The organism is Nocardia otitidiscaviarum (assembly GCF_007362295.1).
Taxonomy (GTDB): domain Bacteria; phylum Actinomycetota; class Actinomycetes; order Mycobacteriales; family Mycobacteriaceae; genus Nocardia; species Nocardia otitidiscaviarum.
Map to the genome: position 1 here is coordinate 1523660 of NZ_CP041695.1, position 16955 is coordinate 1540614.

18 protein-coding genes are annotated in these 16955 nt (G+C 68.1%); 10 read left to right on the plus strand and 8 right to left on the minus strand.

Annotated features, from left to right (window positions below):
* Window positions 1–73 precede the first annotated feature (73 nt).
* Window positions 74–649: a DinB family protein gene (locus tag FOH10_RS06430; RefSeq protein ID WP_143980027.1), complete on the plus strand. Its 576-nt coding sequence runs from the start codon at window positions 74–76 to the stop codon at window positions 647–649.
* A 7-nt stretch (window positions 650–656) separates the two neighbouring features.
* On the opposite strand, the gene FOH10_RS06435 is transcribed toward FOH10_RS06430, so the two are convergent.
* On the minus strand, window positions 657–1850 hold the full coding sequence (locus tag FOH10_RS06435) for a serine hydrolase domain-containing protein (protein WP_143980028.1): 1194 nt from the start codon (window positions 1848–1850) through the stop codon (window positions 657–659).
* Window positions 1851–1900: 50 nt separating this feature from the next.
* Between FOH10_RS06435 and FOH10_RS06440 the strand changes: the two genes are divergently transcribed.
* Window positions 1901–3334, plus strand: coding sequence for an amino acid permease (locus FOH10_RS06440; protein ID WP_143980029.1), 1434 nt, complete (start codon window positions 1901–1903; stop codon window positions 3332–3334).
* Between the two features lie 14 nt (window positions 3335–3348).
* On the opposite strand, the gene FOH10_RS06445 is transcribed toward FOH10_RS06440, so the two are convergent.
* Window positions 3349–4119, minus strand: a complete 771-nt coding sequence (locus FOH10_RS06445; RefSeq protein ID WP_143980030.1) for an alpha/beta fold hydrolase — start codon at window positions 4117–4119, stop codon at window positions 3349–3351.
* Between the two features lie 114 nt (window positions 4120–4233).
* Between FOH10_RS06445 and FOH10_RS06450 the strand changes: the two genes are divergently transcribed.
* The 8 genes from FOH10_RS06450 to ehuA all read left to right on the plus strand — a co-directional run bounded on the left by FOH10_RS06450 (window position 4234) and on the right by ehuA (window position 9843).
* The gene (locus FOH10_RS06450) at window positions 4234–4584 is read left to right on the plus strand and encodes a MerR family transcriptional regulator (RefSeq protein ID WP_143980031.1); all 351 of its coding nucleotides are present in this window, start codon (window positions 4234–4236) and stop codon (window positions 4582–4584) included.
* 50 nt (window positions 4585–4634) lie between these two features.
* Window positions 4635–5447, plus strand: coding sequence for a serine hydrolase domain-containing protein (locus tag FOH10_RS06455; RefSeq protein WP_143980032.1), 813 nt, complete (start codon window positions 4635–4637; stop codon window positions 5445–5447).
* A gap of 161 nt (window positions 5448–5608) precedes the next feature.
* Window positions 5609–6142: a DUF3145 domain-containing protein gene (locus FOH10_RS06460; protein WP_029932687.1), complete on the plus strand. Its 534-nt coding sequence runs from the start codon at window positions 5609–5611 to the stop codon at window positions 6140–6142.
* Window positions 6143–6194: 52 nt separating this feature from the next.
* Window positions 6195–6608: a hypothetical protein gene (locus tag FOH10_RS06465; RefSeq protein WP_143980033.1), complete on the plus strand. Its 414-nt coding sequence runs from the start codon at window positions 6195–6197 to the stop codon at window positions 6606–6608.
* A 129-nt stretch (window positions 6609–6737) separates the two neighbouring features.
* Window positions 6738–7625, plus strand: a complete 888-nt coding sequence (ehuB, locus tag FOH10_RS06470; RefSeq protein ID WP_186000739.1) for an ectoine/hydroxyectoine ABC transporter substrate-binding protein EhuB — start codon at window positions 6738–6740, stop codon at window positions 7623–7625.
* 7 nt (window positions 7626–7632) lie between these two features.
* The gene (locus FOH10_RS06475; protein WP_221937933.1) at window positions 7633–8349 is read left to right on the plus strand and encodes an amino acid ABC transporter permease; all 717 of its coding nucleotides are present in this window, start codon (window positions 7633–7635) and stop codon (window positions 8347–8349) included.
* The gene (gene ehuD, locus FOH10_RS06480; protein ID WP_186000740.1) at window positions 8349–9026 is read left to right on the plus strand and encodes an ectoine/hydroxyectoine ABC transporter permease subunit EhuD; all 678 of its coding nucleotides are present in this window, start codon (window positions 8349–8351) and stop codon (window positions 9024–9026) included. The genes FOH10_RS06475 and ehuD overlap by 1 nt, the downstream gene beginning before the upstream one ends.
* Before the next feature lie 52 nt (window positions 9027–9078).
* The gene (gene ehuA / locus FOH10_RS06485; protein ID WP_143983895.1) at window positions 9079–9843 is read left to right on the plus strand and encodes an ectoine/hydroxyectoine ABC transporter ATP-binding protein EhuA; all 765 of its coding nucleotides are present in this window, start codon (window positions 9079–9081) and stop codon (window positions 9841–9843) included.
* Between the two features lie 27 nt (window positions 9844–9870).
* Here ehuA and dctA read toward each other — a convergent pair whose 3' ends face one another.
* The 6 genes from dctA to FOH10_RS06515 form a co-directional block, all read right to left on the minus strand.
* Entirely contained in the window at window positions 9871–11211 is a 1341-nt protein-coding gene (gene dctA / locus FOH10_RS06490) for a C4-dicarboxylate transporter DctA (protein ID WP_143980035.1), read from the minus strand.
* Window positions 11212–11353: 142 nt separating this feature from the next.
* Window positions 11354–12787, minus strand: a complete 1434-nt coding sequence (locus FOH10_RS06495) for an acyl-CoA carboxylase subunit beta (RefSeq protein WP_143980036.1) — start codon at window positions 12785–12787, stop codon at window positions 11354–11356.
* 129 nt (window positions 12788–12916) lie between these two features.
* Window positions 12917–14167, minus strand: a complete 1251-nt coding sequence (locus FOH10_RS06500) for a KasA/KasB family beta-ketoacyl-ACP synthase (RefSeq protein ID WP_143980037.1) — start codon at window positions 14165–14167, stop codon at window positions 12917–12919.
* Window positions 14168–14178: 11 nt separating this feature from the next.
* The gene (gene acpM, locus FOH10_RS06505) at window positions 14179–14478 is read right to left on the minus strand and encodes a meromycolate extension acyl carrier protein AcpM (RefSeq protein WP_029932678.1); all 300 of its coding nucleotides are present in this window, start codon (window positions 14476–14478) and stop codon (window positions 14179–14181) included.
* Window positions 14479–14586: 108 nt separating this feature from the next.
* Window positions 14587–15501: an ACP S-malonyltransferase gene (locus FOH10_RS06510; protein WP_143980038.1), complete on the minus strand. Its 915-nt coding sequence runs from the start codon at window positions 15499–15501 to the stop codon at window positions 14587–14589.
* Window positions 15502–15629: 128 nt separating this feature from the next.
* A complete protein-coding gene (locus FOH10_RS06515) occupies window positions 15630–16928 on the minus strand; it encodes a PucR family transcriptional regulator (protein WP_411157494.1) in 1299 nt (432 codons plus the stop codon).
* Between the last annotated feature and the right edge of the window lie 27 nt (window positions 16929–16955).

Sequence of the window (16955 nt, forward strand, 5' to 3'; positions counted from 1 at the left end):
CACTGTCGGAATCTTGCCGAGGGGTGGCAGGAAATTGGTGGCCGAAAAACTTTTGCCAGGATAAGTTTTCGGCATGCCGATCGTTCCCGATACCAAGGACTGGACCTGGGTCCTCGAACGCGCCTGCGCCGACTGTGGATTCGACCCCGCCGCCACCCCCTACGAGGCCGTTCCGGGCCTGGTGCGGGAGAGCGCCGACCGCTTCGCCGCGGCGCTCGAACGCCCGGACGTCCGGGTCCGCCCGGACGAATCGACCTGGTCCACCCTGGAATACGCCGCCCATGTGCGCGACGTGTGCCGCATCATGACCCACCGCCTCGGCATCACACTGGCGGCGGCCGCCGTCCCCGGCCCGGTCATCTCCGGCTACGACCCGAGCGTCACCGTCGACGCTGGTGTTCCGATGTTCGCCAACTGGGATCAGGACGTCACCGCCGAGGCCGACGATTACGCGGCCCAGAGTCCCGCCGCCGTCGCCGCCGAACTCGGCGCCGCCGCCGAATCAGCGGCCCGCGCCTACGAATCCGTGCCCGCCGACCAGCGCGCGCGGGTGGCCCGCCGCAGCAACGGCTCCCAGTTCACCGTCGACACCCTGGGCCGCTACTTCCTGCACGACCTGGTCCACCACGTCCACGACGTGCGCGCCTGAGCCGGAATCAGGCGACGCAGGCCCGCAGCGCCGTGCGCAGATTGCGGGCGCGCGCGTCGTCGAGCACCGCCAGGCCGAGCCGGTTCATGGCGTAGCCGAAGCCGAGACCCGTTGCCGGATCGGCGAAACCGAACGAGCCGCCGAGGCCGGTGGTGCCGTAGGCGCGCTTGTCGGTGCCGAAACGGAAAGCGCCGCACGACTTCCGGAAGCCGAGGTGGTAGCGGCTGCGGGTGAGCAGGATCAGGTCGTCGGCCGGTACGTCGTCGGCGGTGTCGGCGGCACCGAGCCGGTCGATGAGGTCCGGGTCGATCGGGAGCTCGCCGGTGCGGGCCGCCGCCGCACCGTAGACGCGGGCCAGCGAGCGGGCGGTGCCGACACCGCTGGAACCGGGCAGCTCCTTGGACAGGAACTCCCGGCGGGCCGCGCGCTCCGGAGCGCCGGTGCGGGGGCTGCTCAGCGCCCGATACGACAGGCCGCGCTGCACCGCCAGCTGAATGCCGATGCGCACCGGCAGATCGCGTTCGTAGCGCAGCACGTCCAGGCCCCGGGTACCCGACAGCGTCGCGATACCGTCCATCGACACCTGCTCGGGCAGCCCGATGTGGAAGTCCAGACCCAGTGGCGCGGCGAGGTCCTCGGCGAAGACCCGGCCCAGGGTGCGCCCCCGCGGATCCACCCGGCGGATCAGCTCCGTCTGGTAGAGCCCGGCCGTGATCGGGTGGTAGCCGTGCCGGGTTCCGGGCCGCCACAACGGTTTCTGCTCCGCCAGGATCTCGGCCAGCCGATCGAGGTCGTCCAGCTCCCGCAGCCGCACCGTGCGGTCCAGCGCCGCCAGCCCGGCCTGGTGGTCGATCAGCTGCCGGACGGTGATGGACTCCTTGCCGTGCGCGGCGAACTCCGGCCAGTACTCGGCCACCGGTGTCTCGTAGGCGAGCCATCCCCGCGAGACCGCCGCGGCGACGACGAAGGCCGCCATGCCCTTGGTGGAGGAGAACACCGGGGCCATGGTGTCGCGCTCCCACGGCACCGAGCGCCGGCGATCCCGATACCCCGCCCACAGATCCACCACCGGTCGGTCACCGGCGTACACGGCCACCGCCGCCCCGATCTCGCCGTGCCGGGTGAAGTTGCGCCGAAAGGCGTCGGCGACGGGGCCGAAGCCGGTGTCCACCTCGCCGTGGATCTGGGGAATCTCACTCATGGTGCAACCGATGGTAACCGGCCGGTTATCACCGGGTAGCGTGGCCGCACGTGCCCGGACTCAGTCGATTCACCGCATCGTTGCTGCGCACCAAACCCGTCGAACAGCTGGCCGCCGACGGCGAGCACTCTCAGCTGCGGCGCAGTCTCGGGCTGATCTCGCTCATCGCGCTCTCGGTCGGCGCGACACTGGGCACCGGCATCTTCGTCGTCTTGGGGGAGGCCGCACCGCTGGCCGGACCCGCCGTGGTGGTGTCCTTCGCGCTCGCCGCGCTGGCCGCGCTGTTCTCGGCGCTGTCGTATGCGGAGCTGGCCGGTGCGGTGCCGGTCTCGGGTTCGGCCTACTCCTACACCTACGCCACCCTCGGCGAGATCGTCGCCTGGGTGTGCGGCTGGTGCCTGCTGCTGGAGTACGGCGTCTCGGTGGCGGCCGTCGCGGTCGGCTGGGGTGCGTATCTGAACGAATTCCTCGCGGGCACCATCGGCTGGCGCATTCCCGACGCGCTGGCCGCCGCGCCCAGCGAGGGTGGGATCGTGAACCTGCCCGCCGCGGTCGTGGTGCTGATCGCCACCGCCGTGTTGTTGGACGGCATCAAGGAGAGCGCCCGCGTCACCACCTTCACCACGCTGCTCAAGATCGCCGTGCTGGTCTTCTTCGTGGTCGTCGCGGTCACGGCCTTCGACTCCGGCAATCTCGCGCCCTTCGCCCCGGCCGGGATCGCGGGCATCACCTCGGCGGCGTCCATGGTGTTCTTCTCCTTCATCGGTTTCGACGCCGCCTCCACCGCCGGTGAGGAGGCCAAGAATCCGCAGCGGGATCTGCCGCGCGCCATCGTGATCTCACTCGGCATCGTCACCGTGGTGTACGTGCTGGTGGCGCTGACCGCGGTCGGCGCGGTCGGAGTGGATGAGGTGAGCGGTTCGGGGGCCTCGCTGGCCACCGTGCTGGAGCGGGTGACCGGTGCGGGCTGGCCCGCGACCGTGCTGGCGGCCGGTGCGGTGATCGCCATCGCCTCGGTGGTGCTGACCGTGCTCTACGGGCAGACCCGCATCCTGGTCTCCATGTCCCGCGACGGGCTCATGCCGCGGGTGCTGTCGCGGGTCGGCGGCAAGCGGGTGCCGACCCTCAATATCCTCATCGTCGGCGGGGTGGTGTCGGTGCTGGCCGCGCTCGTTCCGCTCGGAGAACTGGTGAACGCCACCAATATCGGCACCCTGGTGTCCTTCGGCCTGGTCAACATCGGCGTGCTGGTGCTGCGTCGCACCAAGCCCGACCTGCCTCGCACTTTCCGGACCCTGGTGCCGCTGGTCCCGGTCCTCGGCGTCGGCATGTGCGCCTGGCTGCTGCTGCGCCTGCCCGGCGTCACCTGGCTGGCATTCACCCTGTGGACCGCCTTCGGCCTGTTCGTCTACTTCGGCTACGGCCGCCCTCACTCCCGGCTGACGGCCGCTGCCAACCCCGACCCGACCGTCGCGCGGCCGTAGTCGCGACGAGATGCTCAGGCGCGCACCGGGATCCGGTGCCGCACGAAGTCGAGGACGGCGCTGTGCCAGGCATCGGGCCGCTCCACCATCAGCACATGCCCGGCGGGCACTTCGAGGTACTCGGCTCCGGGAATCTCGGCGGCCAACCGGCGTGCGCCCGCCGGATCGATCAGCAGATCGTCGCGCGCGCCGATGGACAGCGTCGGCACCCGGACGCGGGGGAGGTCGGCGGTGGTGTCCACCCGCGTCACCAGGTCCGCCTGGGCGGCGGTGCCTCCCGGTACCCGCGCGGCGGTCTGCTCGAGCACGGTCGAGAGCTGTTCGGGGGAGAGGGAATTGACGAAGTCGGCGGCGAATCCGCCCAGCAGCGCGATCCGCGCGAAGGCGTCTGTATCCCCGGCCGCCAGGGTCTGCCGCCACTGGTGCATGGTGAGCACCGCCCGATGGTCGGCGCGGGCGAACCCGGCGGCCAGCACCAGCCCGCGCACCCGCTCCGGATGCCGTATCGCCGCCCGCACGGCCACCGCGGTCCCGAGCGAATAGCCGATGATCGCGAACTCCTCGGCTCCGGCCTCGACGGCCGCGGCGACCAGTGCGTCGGCCAGCGCGTCGAGTTCCAACGGGGTGTCGTCGTCCGGGTAGTCCGACCCGATGACCATGTGGTCGGTCGCGAGCAAGGGGATCAGCGATCCGAAATTGGCCTCGATGCCGCCGCTGGCACCGTGCGCGAGCACGATGGCGGGTCCGGAGCCGGTCACGGTGGTGGTGAGTGGAATCGTCGTCATGGCGGCGACGTTAGGGATTGACATGGATGTGAGGGTCAAGCCCCGGTGCTCGGGAACACAGCACTTGGGAACACAGCGCTCGGAACCACCGCGCCGCACCCACGGCGGGCCGACGTGCTGATCGGAGAACTGTCGCGCGCCACCGGCGTGAGTCCCCGGCTGCTGCGCTACTACGAGGAGCAGGGGCTGCTGGTCGCCCGCCGGGACGCCAACGGCTACCGCGTCTACCCCGAGACCGCCGTCGCCCGGGTGGCGCGTATTCGCGAACTCCTCGACGCGGGCCTGAACACCGCCGCCATCCACGCCCTGCTGCCCTGCGTCACCGAGACCGGCTTCGCCCACTGCGACCACTCCCGCGCGGTCATCCGCGACGGCCTCGCTCGCCTCGACGACGAGATCGCCACCCTCGCGCGGCGGCGTTCCCTGCTGGCCCGACACCACGACGCGGCGCACGAGCGACACTGAATCCGCACCCGTGCGCCCCCGCGCCGGTGTGGAACTCGTAGGCTCGAGGGGTGCGAGCGCTGGAGCAGATTCGACAGTGGCCGGTCCGGCATGCGGCCGCGGGTGTGGTCGTGAACGGCAAGGGGGTGGTGGACCGGGAAGGGGATGCGGATCGGGTGTTCGCGCTCGCCTCGGTGACCAAACCGCTTGTGGCGTACGCGGTTCTGGTGGCGGTGGAGGAGGGGGCCGTCGAACTCGATCAGCCCGCCGGGCCGGAGGGGTCCACGGTGCGGCATCTGCTGGCGCACACCTCGGGGTATGCGTTCGACACCACGCAGGTGGTGGCGCAGCCGGGGGCCCGGCGGATCTATTCGAGCGCGGGTTTCGAGGTGCTGGCCGACTTCGTGGCCGAACAGTCCGGGATCGCGTTCGACCGCTACCTGCACGAGGCGGTCTTCGAGCCGCTGGGCATGCGCTCGTCGGTGCTGGCCGGTGCGGCCGGACATGCCGCACGGTCCTCGGTAGCAGATCTGCTGCGCTTCGCTGAGGAATTGCTGAACCCGCGTTTGGTGAGTGCGGAATTGCTCGGCGAAGCAAGCACAGTGCAATTCCCGGATCGCAATGGGATTCTTCCCGGCTACGGCTCGCAGCGTCCCAACGACTGGGGGCTCGGGTTCGAAATCCGCGACCACAAGTCCCCGCACTGGACCGGAGGCGCGAATTCGCCTCGTACCTATGGGCATTTCGGGCAGTCGGGCACGTTCCTGTGGGTCGATCCGGCCGTCGGTATGGCGTGTCTCGCGCTGGCGGACGAGAATTTCGGTGACTGGGCCCGTGCGGCCTGGCCGGCCCTCAGTGATGCCGTCATCGCCGAGTTCGGCTAGGCGTCGCGCGGATCTGCCTGGTTGCCGCATCGGACACGCGCGGACTCGCGACACGTCGAATAAGTAACACCCGTAACACCGGGCACTCCAGTAAACTCGGGCAACGCCGGCTCGGAGGGTCGTTGGGGAAGACGTCCCCGTCGAAGCCGGAGGTGTTAGTGGTGCGCGCATCGAGTCAGTTCGCCGACGCGACGTCGGGTGTCGTCTACATCCACTCGTCGCCGGCCGCGCTGTGCCCGCACATCGAATGGACGCTCACCTCCACCCTCAAGGCTCCCGCCAAACTGCGCTGGACGGCGCAGCCCGCGGCCGACGGGCAATTGCGGGCGACCATCGACTGGTACGGACCGGTCGGCACCGCCAGTAGATTAGCCAGGGCATTGCGGGATTGGCCGGTACTCTATTTCGAGGTCACCGAGAACCCCAGTGAGGGCGTCGACGGCGAACGCTACTGCTTCGTTCCCGGCCTCGGCCTCTGGAACGGCGCGACGTCCGCCAGCGGCGATGTGGTGGTCGGCGAGATGCGCCTGCGCGCCATTGTCGAACAGGCTCGCGGCGCGGGTCGCCACACCGCCGCCGACATCGCCGCCGATATCGACCGCGCGCTCGGCACCGCCTGGGACGACGCGCTCGAGCCCTTCCGCCTCGGCGGTGAGGGCGCGGAGGTCACCTGGCTGCGCCGCGACGTCGGCTGAACGCCTGCTGCTGGACGCTCGACAGGGAGCAGTTCGAGAGAGAGGAGTGCGTATGCGAGGTGCCATCGGAGCATCGGCGCTGGCCGGTCTGGCCGTCACCCTGGTCGCGGTGACGGGCTGCGGTGACGATTCCACCTCGGAGTCGTCCGTCACGAGTTCGACAACAACCTCCGCCACGTCGACCAGGCCCGCCACCCCGCTGCCCGGCGAACCCGTACAGTGCGGAACCGGCCCCTGGGGCCTGTCGGTCGTCGTCTACACCACCAAGGGCCCGGACTTCTGCGCCATGGCCCTCGAAGTGGTGAACGAGTATGCGGCACAACGTGATTCCCAGCCCGAGGGGGATATCGCCGTCACCGTCGACAATATCCGCTGGGTCTGCGCCGAACGGCAGGGCGATCCCAATCCGTACCAGGAGTGCGGCAGCCAGAACGAGTCCGCCGACCAGATCCACCTCTACTCGTAGACGACGGCCGCGTGTCGTCCGTCACACAGCCGCAAATCAATCGACGGTCTGATCGCAAAGTCGATGCGCAAGGCTCGACTGTCTATGCGGACACGATTCATACAATGGGCCATTCCATCCCGCCGGACGGTGCGGACATCGCCGACGAGCGGGCGACCGCGCGGCCGCCTGCGCCCGATCCTGGCTCTCACCGCCGCGGCGCTGCTCGCCGTCACGGGCTGCGGTGTCGGCGGCGACGACGCGGCCGCCACCACCTACTCCGATGCCAAGTCCTCCGGCCGCATCAAGGTCGGATTCGCCAACGAGGCCCCCTGGGCCTACCTCGACGAGAATGGTGAGCTGACCGGCTACGCGCCGACCGTCGCCCGCGCCGTGCTGAAGAAGCTCGGCATCGACGAGGTCGAGGGCGTGGTCACCGACTTCGGCGGTCTCATCGACGGCCTGCGCGCCCAGAACTACGCCTTCGTGGCCGCCGGTATGTTCATCAACCCGGAACGCTGCGAGAACTCCGACTTCGCCATCCCGGACTATCAGGTCGGCTCGGCCTTCATGGTGCCGGAGGGCAACCCCCGCAATATCACCCGGTTCGAGGACATCACCCGGGAGAACGTCCGTGTCGCCACCCTCGGCGGAGCGGTGGAGAACGGCTACGCCGAACAGGCCGGTGTGCCCGGCAACCTGATCGAGCCCATGGCGAAGCAGGACGACATCCTGCGTGCCGTCGACAACGGTGACGTCTACGGCGCCGCCATCCTCGACGTCACCGCCTCCTGGCTGGTGAAGAACAACCCCGGTGCGGGACTGGAGGTCACCCCGTCCTTCAACTTCAGCGACCGCCCGGACGTCGGCACCTTCAACTTCCGCCTGGACGACGACGAGTTTCGCGAGGACTTCAACCGCGAACTGCGTGCCCTGCACGAGAGCGGGGAGTGGCTGCAACTGGTGGAGCCGTACGGCCTGACCGCCGCCAATGAGCCCGATCCCGGCATGACCACCGAGTCGTACTGCACGGCCTGATAATTCCGTGTCCGACAATATTCCGATCTATCTGGAGCGGATGCTCGCCGGTCTGCCGTTCACGCTGTGGGCGACGATCGGCGGCATCGCGCTCACCATCGTGCTGTCGTTCACGGCGGGTATCGCGTTGCTGTCGCCGCGGCGCTCGGTGCGCTTCGTGACCCGCGTCTACGTGGAGGGGTTCCGCGGCAGTTCCGAGGTCGTGCAGCTGTTCTTCTTCGCGGTCGCGCTGCCCATCTTCCTCGGAGTGGCGCTCGGTGCGACGGCCGAAGGGCTGCTGTACATCGGCATCATGGTGCTCGGGCTCAACCACGGCGCCTATGGTGCCGAAATCGTGCGCGGCGCCATCCAATCCGTGCCGCGCGGGCAGATCGACGCCTCGGTGGCGCTGAATCTGTCTCCGTGGCAACGCATGTGGCGGGTCGTGCTGCCGCAGGCCGTGGTCGAGATGGTGCCCTCGTTCAATACGCTGTTCATCCAACTGGTGAAGAGTACGGCCCTGCTGAGCTTCATCGCCGCACCCGAGATCTTCAAGAAGACCGATGAACTGCGCGCGGTACCGGAGTTCTCGCAGGAGCTCGGCCTGATCTATGCCATCGAGCTGGTGTTCTATCTGCTGATCGCGGTGGCGGTCACGGCGATCATGCGTGTGGTGGAGATGCTGGCGGCCCGGCGAGTCGGTCGCCAGGCGACGTGGCGTGGCGTGCGGACGGTGGCGGTCTGATGGAAAAGTGGCAGTGGGACCGGTTCTTCGACGCCTTCCCCTACATTCTCGACGGCCTCAAGGTCACCATCCAGTTCACCCTGCTGGGCTCGCTGGTCGCGTACGCGCTGGGGTTGCTCTTCGCCGTCATCGGCCGCCTGAGCATTCCCGTAATCAGCCAGGCGCTCTGGCTGTTCATCGAATTCGTGCGCAGCACACCGCTGCTGGTGCAGATCTTCGTGCTGTACTGGGTGGTTCGCCCGCCATTGCTGGGCGAGCTGCCGATCGAGACCCAGCGCCTGCTGGTGGGTGTGGTCGCCCTGGGCGTGCACTACGCCTGCTACACCTCCGAGGTGTACCGCGCCGGTATCGACGCGGTGCCGCGCGCCCAATGGGAGGCGGCCACGGCGCTGAATCTGCCGCGCACCCGCACCTGGACCGATGTGGTGCTGCCGCAGGCGATTCCGCGGGTGTTGCCCGCCCTCGGCAACTACACCATCGCCATGTTCAAAGAGGTGCCGCTGCTGTCCTCGATCGTCGTGCTCGACATGGTCTATCAGGTGAAGACCGTCTACGCCGCCAATACCGGCGGTGCCGGACCGGAGGCGTGGTTCGCGGTCGGCCTCACCTTCCTCATGCTGAGCTATCCCTGCTCCCTCCTGGTACGAAAGCTGGAACGCCGTGTCGGAAGCATCTGAATCCCTAGCATCTGAATCCGCCGTCGCCGTCGTGGGCGGCGGCTCCGAGCCCATGATCCGCTTCAACGACGTGGTGAAGCGCTACGGCGAGGTGAGGTGCCTGGAGGCGCTCGACTTCGCGGTCGCGCCAGGGGAATTCGTCACCCTCATCGGGCCGTCGGGCTCCGGAAAGACGACGGTGCTGCGGCTGCTCATGACGCTGGAGCGGGTCACCTCCGGCACCATCGAGGTCGCCGGGGAACCGCTCAGCCATATGGAGCGGCGCGGGAAGCTGGTGCCCGCCGACGAGAAGCATCTGCGGCACGCGCGCCGCCATATCGGCATGGTGTTCCAGCAGTTCAACCTGTTCCCGAATATGAACGTGCTGCGCAATATCACCGAGGGCCAGATCCGCAGCCTGGGGCGTTCCAAGGAGGAGGCCGAGGCGCGCGCCGTGGAGTTGCTGGGCATGGTCGGGCTGGCCGACAAGGTGAAGGCACACCCCACCCAGCTCTCCGGCGGTCAGCAGCAGCGTGTCGCCATCGCCCGCGCCCTGGCCATGGACCCCAAGGTGCTGCTGCTGGACGAGGTCACCTCCGCCCTCGACCCCGAACTGGTCACCGGCGTACTCGGCCTGCTCGCCGACATCGCCGCCGACACCGACATCACCTTCCTGTGTGTCACCCACGAAATGCGTTTCGCCCGAACCAGTTCCGACCGCGTCATGGTGCTCGACTCCGGCCGCATCATCGAGGACGGCCCACCGGAGAAGATCTTCAGCGAACCCGACCACGCCCGCACCCGGGAGTTCCTGCACGCCGTTCTCGACCGGGAGTGACCTGCTGGGGGTGCCCCCGCGCCACCGTCACGACCCCGTCGTCGGCCTCGACGTGGATTGCCGCGCGTCCAGCACCCGGGCGAGCCGCTCGTGGTCGAGTTGTCCCTCCCAGTTGGCGACCACCAGGGTGGCGACACAATTGCCGAGCAGATTGACCGTCACCCGCATGGAATCCATGATGCGGTCGGCGCCGAGCAGAATTGCCACGGCCGCAACGGGAATGGAGCCGTGCCCGATGGCGCTGATGGTGGCCGACAGCGCCAGGAAGGACGAGCCCGGCACCCCCGCCATCCCCTTCGAGGTCAGCATGAGCACCAGCAGCGCGGTGATCTGCTCACCCAGCGTCAGGTCCACGCCGACCGCCTGCGACAGGAACAGCACGCAGATGGCCAGATACAGCGTCGCACCGTCCAGATTGAACGAGTATCCGGTCGGTACGACGAGACCGGTGGTCGCCCGTGAGGCTCCGGCGTCGATGAGTTTGGTCATGATGCGGGGCAGCACCACCTCGGTGGACGCGGTGCCCAGGGCCACGAACAGCTCGTCCTTGAGGTAGCGCAACAGCTTCCAGAAGCTCACCCCGGCGAACACCCGGGTGATCACCGCCAGCACCAGCAGAAACAGCGCGGCGGCCCCGTAGCAGCAGGCGATCAGCTTGGCATAGCTGCCCAGTGACCGCAGCCCGTACTGCCCGATGATGTAGGCCATCGCGCCGAACGCGCCCAGCGGGGACAGCCGCATGATCCAGCCGATCACGATGAACAGGATGCGGCTGACGTGATCGATCAGCTCCAGTACCACCGGCGGCCCGTTCTCGCCGAACTTGGCCAGCGCCAACCCGAACAGCACCGCGATGAACAGCACCTGGAGCAGTTGGTTCTCCGCGAAGGCCGACACCAGCGAGGCCGGGATGATGTTGAGCAGGAATTCGACCGTATGCGGCAGCTCCCCGTCACCGGTCTTCTGCGCCACCGCCTCGGCGCCGGTGGCGAGCGTCTCCGGGTCGATGCTGAACCCCGCGCCCGGCCGCACCAGATTTCCCACCACCAGCCCGAAGACCAGCGCGAAGGTGGTCACCACCTCGAAGTAGATCAGCGCTTTGATGCCGATGCGCCCCACCGACTTCAGATTCCCGATGTGGGCGATGCCGAGCACCACCGTGCAGAACACGATGGGCGCGATCACCATCTTGATGAGCTTGATGAATCCGTCGCCCAGCGGTTTCAGATCGGCGCCGAGATCCGGCCACAGCGCGCCGACGGTGATTCCGGCGACCACGGCCACCAGAAGCTGCACGAACAGCGAGGAATACCAGGGTGGTCGGGCAGCGGGTTCGGCGGTGTCGATTCTCTCCAGGGTTGCGGACATGCGTGCACGCTAGGAGCGCCGTGTATCACCGCCGTATCGCCACTGTTGCCAGTAGCGAAGAACATCCGATGATTTGCCCTGGGAATGCGGAGCGGGGCGGCCTCGAATGAGACCGCCCCGCTCCGGGTTCGCTGGACCGCTGCTACAGCGGGATGTTCTTGTTGTGCTGCGGCCGGGACGGGGCCGCGGCCAGGGCCGCCGCGATGGTCGAGCGGGTCTTGGCCGGGTCGATGACCTCGTCCACCACGCCGATGGACAGTGCGCGGCCGACACCGCCGGCAATGGCCTCGTGTTCGGCGGTCAGGCGCTCGAGCAGGGCCTCGCGCTCCTCCTCGGGAGCCGCGGCGAGCGCCTTCTTGTGCAGGATGCCCACGGCGGCCTTGGCGCCCATGACCGCGACCTCGGAGTCGGGCCAGGCGTAGACCGCGGTGGCGCCGAGCGAGCGGGCGTTCATGGCGATGTACGCGCCACCGTAGATCTTGCGGGTCACCAGGGTGACGCGCGGGACGCGGGCCTCGGCGAAGGCGTGCAGCAGCTTCGCGCCGCGGCGCACCACGCCCTCCCACTCCATGCTCACGCCGGGCAGGTAGCCGGGCACGTCGGTCACCACGACCATCGGAATGCCGAAGGCGTTGCACAGGCGCACGAAACGCGCTGCCTTCTCGGCGCTTTCGGAGTTGAGGCAGCCGCCCAGGCGAATCGGGTTGTTGGCCAGCACGCCCACGGTGCGACCGCCGAGGCGACCCAGGCCGGTGACGATGGAGCGGGCGTAACCGCCCTGCAATTCCTCGAAGGAACTTTCGCCGTCCACATTGTCGAGCAGTTCGTGGATGAGCGGCTTGACGTCGTAGGCGCGCTTGGCCGACTCCGGCAGGATGGCCTTGAGGTCGACGTCGCCGTGCGCGGCCGCGGTCATATCGAATTCGCCCTGTTCGGCGAACATCGAGACCAGGCGGCGGGCGCGGTGCATGGCATCGGACTCGTCGTCGGCGACGATATGGCAGACGCCGGACTTCTTGCCGTGGGTGATCGGACCGCCCAGGGTCGCCATGTCCACGTTCTCACCGGTCACACTGCGGACCACATCCGGGCCGGTGACGAAGACGCGCCCCTCGGGAGCCATGATCACGATATCGGTCAGCGCGGGACCGTAGGCGGCGCCACCGGCGGCGAAGCCGAGCACCACGGAAATCTGGGGGACCTGTCCGGACGCGCGGACCATGGCCTCGAAGACCAGGCCGACCGCGTGCAGCGCCTCCACCCCTTCCGCGAGGCGGGCGCCACCCGAATGCCACAGGCCGACAACGGGAATCTTGGAGTCGATGGCGGTGTCGATCGCATCGACGATGTGCTTGCAGCCCTCGACGCCCATCGCACCGCCCATGACGGTGGCGTCCGAGCAGTAGGCCACCGTGCGCACGCCGTCGACCTCACCGATGGCGGCGAGCACGCCGGACTTGTCGCGGGGGTGCAGGGGCAGCACGGTTCCGGGATCGAAGAAGCGCTGCAACCGGCCCAGCGGATCGCGGGGATCGGTCGTGGTGGTATCCGCATGCGCGGGAGCCATGATGGTCATCGCGAACTCCTGTGAAAGGAAGCGCGGTCGCTGAGAGCGGCTGCGAATGTCGAAGTCCCGGCGGTGGTTTCGGCGGCGGGATCTCTTGCCGAGACCCCGCCGGGACCGCTTGGCTAACGACCGGTGTCGTCAGTACCGGCCGAAGGCGAGCGCGACATTGTGCCCACCGAAACCGAACGAGTTGTTGATCGCGTACTCGATGTCCTGACGGCGAGCCTCGCCCTTCACGACATCCAGGTCGATCTCCGGATCCTGGTTCTCCAGGTTCAGCGTCGGGGGGACGATGCCGTCCCGGATGCTGAGGACCGTGAGCACCGACTCGAGCGCGCCCACGGCGCCGATCGAGTGGCCCAGGGCGGACTTGGGTGCGTACACCGAGGCGTGCTGGACGCCCGCCTTGTGAATCGCCTTGGCCTCCGCGGTGTCACCGATGGGGGTGGCGGTCGCGTGGGCGTTGACGTGGGTGATGTCCTGTGCGGACAGACCGGCGGTCTGCATGGCACGCTCCATCGCACGCGCCGCACCGGAACCTTCCGGATCCGGGGCGACCAGGTGGAAGCCGTCGGAGGTGATACCCGCGCCCAGCAGTCGGGCGTGGATGGTGGCTCCACGAGCCTTGGCGTGCTCCTCGGTCTCGATGACCATGAGCGCACCGGCCTCACCGAAGACGAAACCGTCGCGATCGGAGTCGAACGGCCGCGAGGCACCCTTCGGGTCGTCGTTGCGGGTCGACATGGCCCGCATCATCGAGAAGGCGGCGATCGGCACCGAGTCGATGAAGCCCTCGACACCGCCGGTGACGACCATGTCGGCGTCACCCATGACGATCATGCGCCACGCGTTCGCGATGGCCTCCGAACCCGACGAACACGCCGAGACCGGAGTGACCACTCCTGCCCTGGCCTGGAGTTCGAGACCGACGACGGCGGACGGGCCGTTCGGCATGACCATCTGAACGGCCAGCGGCGAGATCTTGCGATAGCCACCGTTCTTCAGCTTGTCCACCGAATCGATCAGCGCGTCACCGCCGCCGAGACCGGTACCGATGGCCACACCCAGCCGCAGCGGGTCGACCTCGGGGGAACCGGCGTTCTTCCACACCTCGCGACCGAGTACGGTCGCCAGCCGCTCGACATACGCCATCCGGCGGATCTCGACCCGGCTGAGCAGGGTGTCCGGCGAAACCTTCAGGTGGCCGCCGATGCGGACCGGAAGGTCGTACTCGGCGACGAAATCGTCCTCGAGGACATCGATGCCGCTTTCGCCGTTGAGCAGGCCCTTCCAGGTCGCATCAACGTCGCCTGCGATCGATGTGGTCGCCGCCATGCTGGTGACGACGACGTTGGGGAAATTCCCGTTCCGGGTGGAAGGAGTGGTCACGATGTCGGCCTTTACTCGCTACCGAACTTCGCCTTGAGCTCCGCGGCCGCTTCGCTGTTCTCGGCCTCGAGCTTCTGGATGTAAGCCACGGCGTCGCCGACGGTCTTCAGGCTGGCCAGATCCTCGTCCGGGATCTTGACGCCGTACTTGTCCTCGGTCTGCACCGCGATCTCGACCATCGACAGGGAGTCGATGTCCAGGTCATCGACGAAGGACTTCTCGATCGTCACCTCGGAGGGCTCGATACCGGTCACCTCTTCGATGATCTTGCCGAGCTCTTCGACGATCTGTTCCTGGGTCAGAGCGGCCACTTCGTGGCTCCCTTCGTGATTCTTGTTGTGGGATTGGTGGTGTTCTTCTGGTTTGCGGCTGTACACCGATGTCGCCGTTGACGATCGGGCCGGAGGCCGCAGGCCAAGCTAGTCCTTGGTCGTGAGTTCGGCCAGCGCGGGGAGGTCGGCCGGGGTTTTGAGCGCCAGATTCGGCGTACCCTTCAGCTCCCGCTTGGCGATACCCACCAGGGTGCCCGCGGGCGGCAGCTCCGCTACCGCGGATACACCGCTCGCGCGCACGGTTTCGTTACACAGGTCCCACCGCACGGGTCGGGTGACCTGGGCGGCGAGCTTGTCGATCGCGTCCTGACCGGAGGCGACCGGTTTGCCGTCGAAGTTCGACAGCAGCACCCGGGTCGGTTCACCCGGGGTGATCGTGGAAATGGCCTTCGTCACGGCGTCCTGGGCCGGAGCCATGAACGCGGTGTGGAAGGCGCCCGCCACGGGCAGCGCGCGAATCCGGGCCTTCTCCGGGGGATTCGCCGCGAGTTCCGCGAGGGCGTCCAACCGGCCCGCCGCCACGATCTGGCCCACCGCGTTGCGGTTGGCCGGAACGAGGTCCAGCTCGTCGAGCCGGGCGAGCACGGCGGCTTCGTCACCGCCGAGCACCGCCGACATGCCGGTCGGTTCGAGTGCGCAAGCTTTGGCCATCTCCGCACCGCGGATGGCGGCCAGGGCCACCGCGTCATCGGCGGAGATGACTCCGGCGACGGCAGCGGCGGCGAGTTCGCCGACCGAATGACCGGCGACGATCGTATCCGCGGGAAGCGAGTCCTGCGGGATTTCCGCGAAAGCCAACAGGGCAGCCGCGACGACCAACGGCTGAGTCACCGCCGTATCGGTGATCTCCTCAGCGGTCGCAGTGGTGCCCAACTGCAGCAGGTCCAGTCCCGAGGCTTTCGACCACAGCTCGATGCGGTCGGCCGCACCGGGCAGTTCGAGCCACGGGGAGAGCATGCCGGGTGTCTGAGAGCCCTGTCCTGGGGCGAACAACGCGATCACGCCTCTAAGAGAACACTGTGAGGCGGGTCTCCAGAGATGTCGGCGCGAATGAAGCTTGGCGGGTGCTTTTGTGTGGACTCTACAAAAGCGCAAGTGAGTTGTCCGGATCGCCCGATTCCCGGATCGCGTTACATCCCATCTTTCGGATCTGTGACGGGAGTCGCTTCTGAGGCTGAAGTAGGCGATTCGTTACGGGTTCGTGTCAGCCGACCTATGGTGGCGGCGATCCGGAGCACATAGGCGTCCCGCGGATTCATCGGATCCCGTCCCGTGATATCGGCGATTCGCTTCAACCGATAGCGGACGGTATTTGGATGAACGTACAGCTGGCGGGCGCAGGTCTCGACGGCTCCACCGCAGTCCAGGTAGGCGTCCAAGGTGTCGGACAGCGCTGCCCCGGCGGCGGCCAACGGTAGCACAAGACTCTCGTTCAGGGCGTCCACAGCGGCCCGATCGCCGAGCAGTGCCCGTTCCGGCAGGAGTTCGGACGCGTGCACCGGGCGTGGCGCACCCCGCCAGCCCACCACGGCCTCCATACCGGCCATCGCCTCCACCGCGCTCACATGCGCCGCGGACAGGGTGCGCGTGGTCGGCCCGATCACCACCGGGCCCTCGGAGAACACCTCGGTGAGCAGGTCCGCCAGGAACGGCGAGGGATACATGGTGTCGCCCAGATGTCCGCTCACCACCATCACCAGCCGCGAACCCTGCACCACGGCCAGCGCCGCGCGACCGTGCCGGGCGGCGATGCCGTGCACCGAACCCACCACGGTCATCTGGTCCTTCGGGGGAGTGCCCACCAGCACCGTGGCGGGCGCGGTGGCGTCCCAGTTCAATGTGGCCGCGCGCGAGAGCATTTCGGGTCCGGTATCGCCGCGCACCACGGCGTCGACCACCAGGGCCTCCAGCCGGGTGTCCCACGCGCCCCGCGATTCCGCGGCGCTGGCGTACACCGAGGCGGCCGCGAAACCGAGCTCACGCCCGTATCGCAGCACCGCCTCGGTGAGCGCCACCAGCTGCCGGTCGTTGCGCGCCAGCGCGGGCAGCCACTGTTCGAAGAACTCCATGGCCACCCGGACCATGTCGACGGTCTGGCGCAGCGTGAGCCGCCGCGCCAGATCGTCCGGGATGACCTGGAAAGCGTCCAGACTGAACCGGATATCGCTTTCCGGGTCCTGTAGCCATTCGAGGAAGTTCACCACCGCCGTCTGCACCAGCATCTGCACGCCGGCCCGCTGGGCGGCGTCCAGATTGGCGAAGAACGGCAGCCGATCCTGCATGGACGCCACGGCCTCGGTCGAGAGTCGACCGGAGAACTGCTTCACCCGCTTGAGGAGCGTGTCCGGGAGCGGGTCGCGGGTCTGCCGATTCGGGGAGAGCGCGCCGGTGGGTAGATACACCTCGTGGGAGGAGGTGCTCTCGGAAATCCGGCGCGGCCTCGGCGGTTTACGTTC

Coding starts and splice junctions, on each gene's coding strand:
- FOH10_RS06430 (WP_143980027.1), top strand. CDS start 74: ATGCCGATCGTTCCCGATACCAAGGACTGGACCTGGGTCCTCGAACGC.
- FOH10_RS06435 (WP_143980028.1), bottom strand. CDS start 1,850: ATGAGTGAGATTCCCCAGATCCACGGCGAGGTGGACACCGGCTTCGGC.
- FOH10_RS06445 (WP_143980030.1), bottom strand. CDS start 4,119: ATGACGACGATTCCACTCACCACCACCGTGACCGGCTCCGGACCCGCC.
- FOH10_RS06465 (WP_143980033.1), top strand. CDS start 6,195: ATGCGAGGTGCCATCGGAGCATCGGCGCTGGCCGGTCTGGCCGTCACC.
- ehuD (WP_186000740.1), top strand. CDS start 8,349: ATGGAAAAGTGGCAGTGGGACCGGTTCTTCGACGCCTTCCCCTACATT.
- ehuA (WP_143983895.1), top strand. CDS start 9,079: ATGATCCGCTTCAACGACGTGGTGAAGCGCTACGGCGAGGTGAGGTGC.
- dctA (WP_143980035.1), bottom strand. CDS start 11,211: ATGTCCGCAACCCTGGAGAGAATCGACACCGCCGAACCCGCTGCCCGA.
- FOH10_RS06495 (WP_143980036.1), bottom strand. CDS start 12,787: ATGACCATCATGGCTCCCGCGCATGCGGATACCACCACGACCGATCCC.